General features: G+C 59.4%; 7 protein-coding genes. 6 read left to right on the plus strand and 1 reads right to left on the minus strand.

Annotated features, from left to right (window positions below):
- Positions 1-968, minus strand: a 968-nt coding sequence (locus V7028_RS15215; protein WP_334120932.1) for an Rne/Rng family ribonuclease, incomplete at its 3' end; no start/stop codon positions are given.
- On the opposite strand from V7028_RS15215, the gene V7028_RS15220 reads away from it, so the two are divergent.
- The 6 genes from V7028_RS15220 to V7028_RS15245 form a co-directional block, all read left to right on the plus strand.
- Positions 967-1344 carry a hypothetical protein gene (locus V7028_RS15220; protein ID WP_334120933.1) on the plus strand — a complete coding sequence of 126 codons (378 nt, stop codon included), beginning with the start codon at positions 967-969 and terminating at the stop codon, positions 1342-1344. The genes V7028_RS15215 and V7028_RS15220 overlap by 2 nt on opposite strands.
- Before the next feature lie 165 nt (positions 1345-1509).
- On the plus strand, positions 1510-2487 hold the full coding sequence (locus V7028_RS15225) for an RluA family pseudouridine synthase (protein ID WP_334120934.1): 978 nt from the start codon (positions 1510-1512) through the stop codon (positions 2485-2487).
- A 108-nt stretch (positions 2488-2595) separates the two neighbouring features.
- Entirely contained in the window at positions 2596-2916 is a 321-nt protein-coding gene (locus V7028_RS15230; RefSeq protein ID WP_334120935.1) for an H-NS histone family protein, read from the plus strand.
- A 132-nt stretch (positions 2917-3048) separates the two neighbouring features.
- On the plus strand, positions 3049-3717 hold the full coding sequence (locus tag V7028_RS15235; protein WP_334120936.1) for an HAD family hydrolase: 669 nt from the start codon (positions 3049-3051) through the stop codon (positions 3715-3717).
- Positions 3710-4117, plus strand: coding sequence for a Rieske (2Fe-2S) protein (locus tag V7028_RS15240; RefSeq protein WP_334120937.1), 408 nt, complete (start codon positions 3710-3712; stop codon positions 4115-4117). The genes V7028_RS15235 and V7028_RS15240 overlap by 8 nt, the downstream gene beginning before the upstream one ends.
- Positions 4118-4182: 65 nt before the next feature.
- The coding region (locus V7028_RS15245) for a S49 family peptidase (RefSeq protein ID WP_334120938.1) at positions 4183-4707 on the plus strand (525 nt) is incomplete at its 3' end.

Here is a 4707-nt window from a genome sequence, read left to right on the forward strand (position 1 = left end):
TCCAGGTTGGTGCGGGTGGCGGTTTCTTCGATGTCGCCGCCCTTGATGGCGCGTGCCGAGTTCACGTCCACGGCCACCAGCGCTTCGGTCTGGTCGATCACGATGGCGCCGCCCGAGGGCAGGTTCACCGTGCGGCTGTAGGCGGTTTCGATCTGGTGTTCGATCTGGAAGCGGCTGAACAGCGGCGCGTCGTCGCGGTAGCGCTTCACGCGGTGCCCGTGCTCGGGCATCACGTGGTTCATGAACTGGTGGGCCTGCTCGAAGATGTCGTCCGTGTCGATCAGGATTTCGCCAATGTCGCTGTTGAAGTAGTCGCGAATGGCACGAATCACCAAGCTGGATTCCTGGTAGATCAGGTAAGCGCCTTTGCCGCCTTTGGTGGCGCCATCAATGGCGGTCCACAGCTTCAGCAGGTAGTTCAGGTCCCATTGCAGCTCGTTCGCGTCGCGGCCAATGCCGGCGGTGCGGGCGATGATGCTCATGCCGTTGGGGTATTCCAGCTGGTCGAGGGCTGCTTTGAGCTCCTGGCGGTCTTCGCCTTCGATGCGGCGGCTCACGCCACCGCCGCGTGGGTTGTTGGGCATCAGCACCACATAGCGGCCAGCCAGGCTGACGAAGGTGGTGAGGGCTGCGCCTTTGTTGCCGCGTTCTTCTTTTTCAACCTGGACCAGCAGTTCCTGGCCTTCTTTGATCACGTCCTGGATGCGGGCCTGGCTGACCGACACACCGGGTGCAAAGTATTGGCGTGAGATTTCTTTGAAAGGCAAAAAACCGTGGCGGTCTTCGCCGTAGTCCACAAAGCAGGCTTCCAGGCTGGGCTCGACGCGGGTGACCACGGCTTTGTAGATGTTGCCTTTGCGCTGTTCGCGCCCTTCGATTTCAATTTCGTAATCGAGCAGTTTTTGCCCGTTGACGATGGCCAGCCGACGCTCTTCAGCCTGCGTGGCGTTGATCAGCATTCTTTTCATGGTGCGGAGTCCTTCGCGTTGTCATGGTTCACGTGAAAGCCACCTGCTCAAAGCAGATGGCCTGTGGGCCACTGGTGCGTCGAAAACAGCGAACGAGGGGGGAATTGCCGGAGAGCCTTCGGCGCGTCAGACACTGTCACGAGTGGTTGATACCACTGTGTCTGGGACGCGTGCCGGGGCATGGGCGCGTGATGGAGTGGGATTGAGCCAGAAACCTGGCCCCTGTTTGTTCAACATGGGTTCACTTCGCATCGCCACCCAGCTGTTGGTGCGTCTGGGTGGTTGGGGGTATTCCGTGGTCGTGTTCGCGGGCGGTTTCGACGATCCGACCGCTGCCACAGGTGGTCAAGGCTCGGCGTTTCCAAGCACGTGTTGAGGACCGGGCAGCGGGTGGCATCTTCTTTGCCAGGTGTGCACGGGGTGGTGGGCCTTAAACTTCAAGGCAAATCAACCACTTACGAAGCGTGCCTGGCGATCTGAATTATAGGCGCTGGCCCACCGCTTCCTCAGCCGTCGGGTTTACCCGCAGACAGGATTTCGTTTGAATGCGCCACAGGTCCTCCACCTCACGGTGGATGAAGATGCAGCCGGCCAACGGTTGGACAATTTTTTGTTCCGCCATTTGAAAGGTGTGCCCAAAACCCACGTTTACCGAATCGTGCGATCGGGGGAAGTTCGGTTGAACAAAGGACGTGTCGGGGCTGAGCACAAATTGGTGGCGGGCGATGTGGTGCGGGTTCCGCCTGTGCGGGTGTCGGCAGAGCCGCAGCCGTCCACCGCCCATGTGCCTGCACGGGAATTCCCGGTCTTGTTTGAAGACGACGCATTTTTGGCCATCCACAAACCGGCAGGCGTGGCGGTGCACGGCGGCAGCGGTGTCAGTTCTGGGGGGATCGAGCAGTTGCGCCAGGCGCGTCCCCAAGCCCGTTGCTTGGAATTGGTGCACCGGTTGGACAGGGAAACCAGTGGTGTGTTGCTGATTGCCAAAAAACGCAGTGCATTGCGGCAGTTGCAAGACCAATTCCGGGAGCGTGTCACGGGCAAAACCTATTTGGCTTTGGTGAAAGGTGTGTGGCCAGTCAACCGAAAAGTGCTGGACCAGCCTTTGCACAAATACCTGTTGCCCGATGGCGAGCGTCGCGTGAAAGTGGTAGCGGCCGACCACCCCGATGGCATGCGAAGTGTGACTTTGGTTCAGGTGGTGGCCCAAGTAAACGACCCTGCGGAACTGCAGGTAGAAGACCTGTTGGGTTGCAGTTTGCTGGCGGTCACCATCAAAACGGGGCGAACACACCAGATTCGCGTGCATTTGTCACACGCAGGCCATGTGATTGCGGGGGATGACAAGTACGGTGATTTCGAATGGAACCGTGCGCTGGTCAAAGCCGGCCACAAGCGCATGTTTTTGCATGCGTGGAAATTGGCTTTGAACCATCCTGTCAGTCAACAAGCAATGGAATTGCAGGCAGCGTTGCCGCTGGAATTGCGGAATATGTTGCCAACGGCCCAATCCATTTGAGGTCAGGTGGGTGGGCGTGGGTGAAATGGATTGATTTGTTGGATAGAATTAAAGCCGAACTCCGTTGGGTAACGAGTTTTGAATTCAAATTTTTCCAAAGGAAATCAATTGTCCACCTACCTCGAACTCAAAGCGCAAGCAGAAGCCATCATGGCGCAGGCCGAAGCGGCCCGCAAAACCGAATTGGCTGATGTTATCCAAGGCATCAAAGCCAAAGTGAAAGAATTCGGTTTGACTGCTGCCGATTTGGGTCTGGATGGCGCGGTTGCAGCGGGTCCCCGCAAAGCCGCTGTGAAAAGCAAGTCCACTGCGCCAGCCAAATACCGTGGCCCGAACGGTGAGTTGTGGGCCGGTGGATTGGGTCGCAAACCCGAGTGGGTGCGGGCGGTGCTGGCCGAAGGCAAAAACATCGACGACTATCTGATTTGATGCACCAATCCCACACACAACCCGGCCACCGTGCCGGGTTTTGTGTTTTTGGGTGTCACTTGTGTGTGTGGGCCTCCGATCGGATGGGCGGCGAAGGCACAATTCCCAATCGCCCACATCCCACGCCCGACCATGCAGCCCAGCCCGCGCCGTCAGTTTGATCTCATTGCCTTCGATTGGGATGGCACCTTGTTCGATTCAACGGCCATCATCACCCGGTGCATTCAGGCCGCCGTGGTGGATGTGGGGGGCGCACGGCCCACCGACCAAGCCGCGTCTTATGTGATTGGCCTGGGCCTGATGCAGGCGCTGGCGCACGCTGCCCCTGATGTGCCACCGGCGCGTTACCCCGAGTTGGGCGAACGCTACCGACACCATTACTTGTTGCACCAGAACGACATCAGCCTGTTCGACGGCGTGTTGCCTTTGCTGGCTGCGTTGAAGGCCCGCCAACACCGGTTGGCCGTGGCCACCGGCAAGAGCCGGCGTGGGCTGGACGAGGCCCTGCTGGCGGTGGAGCTTCAAGGTTTGTTTGATGCGTCCCGCACGGCCGATGAAACCGCCGGCAAGCCCCATCCCCGGATGGTGTTTGAGCTGATGGCGCAATTGGGTGTGCCGCCCGAGCGCACTTTGGTGGTGGGTGACACCACCCACGATTTGCAAATGGCCTTGAACGCCGGCTGTGCCAGCGTTGCCGTGAGTTACGGGGCCCACGAGCCCAGCGCCTTTGCGACTTTGAACCCTTTGGTGGTGGCGCATTCGGTGGCCGAGCTGAGCCAGTGGCTGCTGGCCAATGCCTGACCCCATGGCCCATTTTTCTGCCGATGATGACGGGCAATGGGTGCCCCTGTGTCCCGCGGTCGCGCTGGTGGAAGGGGGTCCTGCGGTGCCGTTTGACGTGGTGTACATGGGGCAAAGTTGCCGCGCGTTTGCAGTGCGCCACCGTGGGCAGGTGCAAGCCTATCTCAACCGTTGTACGCATGTGCCCATGGAGTTGGATTGGCAGCCCAACCAGGTGTTCGACATCACCGGTCGCTGGTTGCTGTGTGCCACCCATGGCGCTGTGTACCGCCCAGACACGGGGGCGTGTGCCGGTGGGCCATGCCGGGGCGGGTTGGTGAAAATTCAACTCGGTGAGCAAGGGGGCGCGGTGCACTGGCGTACACAATACAAAGTGCAACCGCCCGCAGGTGTGGTGTGACCTCTGTGGGGCCAAATCATTAACAAAATTGCCATCTGGCGCTTGATGGTATTCAAAAGTTAGCTATGAATAAAGAAGAATCTACGCCTGTCTCTGAGGTGGGTTGGGAGCGCAAAACCTTGGAGAAGTTGGCGTTTTCGATGCTGGAAGAGCAGCGCTTGGCCCGGCGCTGGAAGATGTTCTGGCGCTTCGTGTGGTTGGCCGTGGCCGGTGTGGCCGTTTGGATGGGGGTGGCCAAAACCCCCTCTGCGTCGGCCCCCACGACCCCCCACACGGCCATGATCGAGATCAAGGGTGAAATCGGCGCGGGTGTGGATGCCAGCGCCCTCAACATCCTGGATTCTTTGCGTTCTGCGTTCGAAGATGAAGGCGCACAGGCGGTGGTGCTCGTCATTGATTCACCCGGTGGCAGTCCGGTGCAGGCGGGCATGGTCAACGATGAAATCATGCGGCTGAAAGAGCTGCACAAAAAGCCGGTTTACGCGGTGGTGGAAGACACGTGTGCATCGGCGGCGTACTACATCGCATCGGCTGCCGATGAGATTTACGTGGACAAAGCCAGCATCGTGGGCAGCATCGGTGTGCTTATG

Origin of the sequence: Limnobacter sp., assembly GCF_036846585.1 — a bacterium.
In the GTDB taxonomy this organism is placed as follows: Bacteria; Pseudomonadota; Gammaproteobacteria; order Burkholderiales; family Burkholderiaceae_B; genus Limnobacter.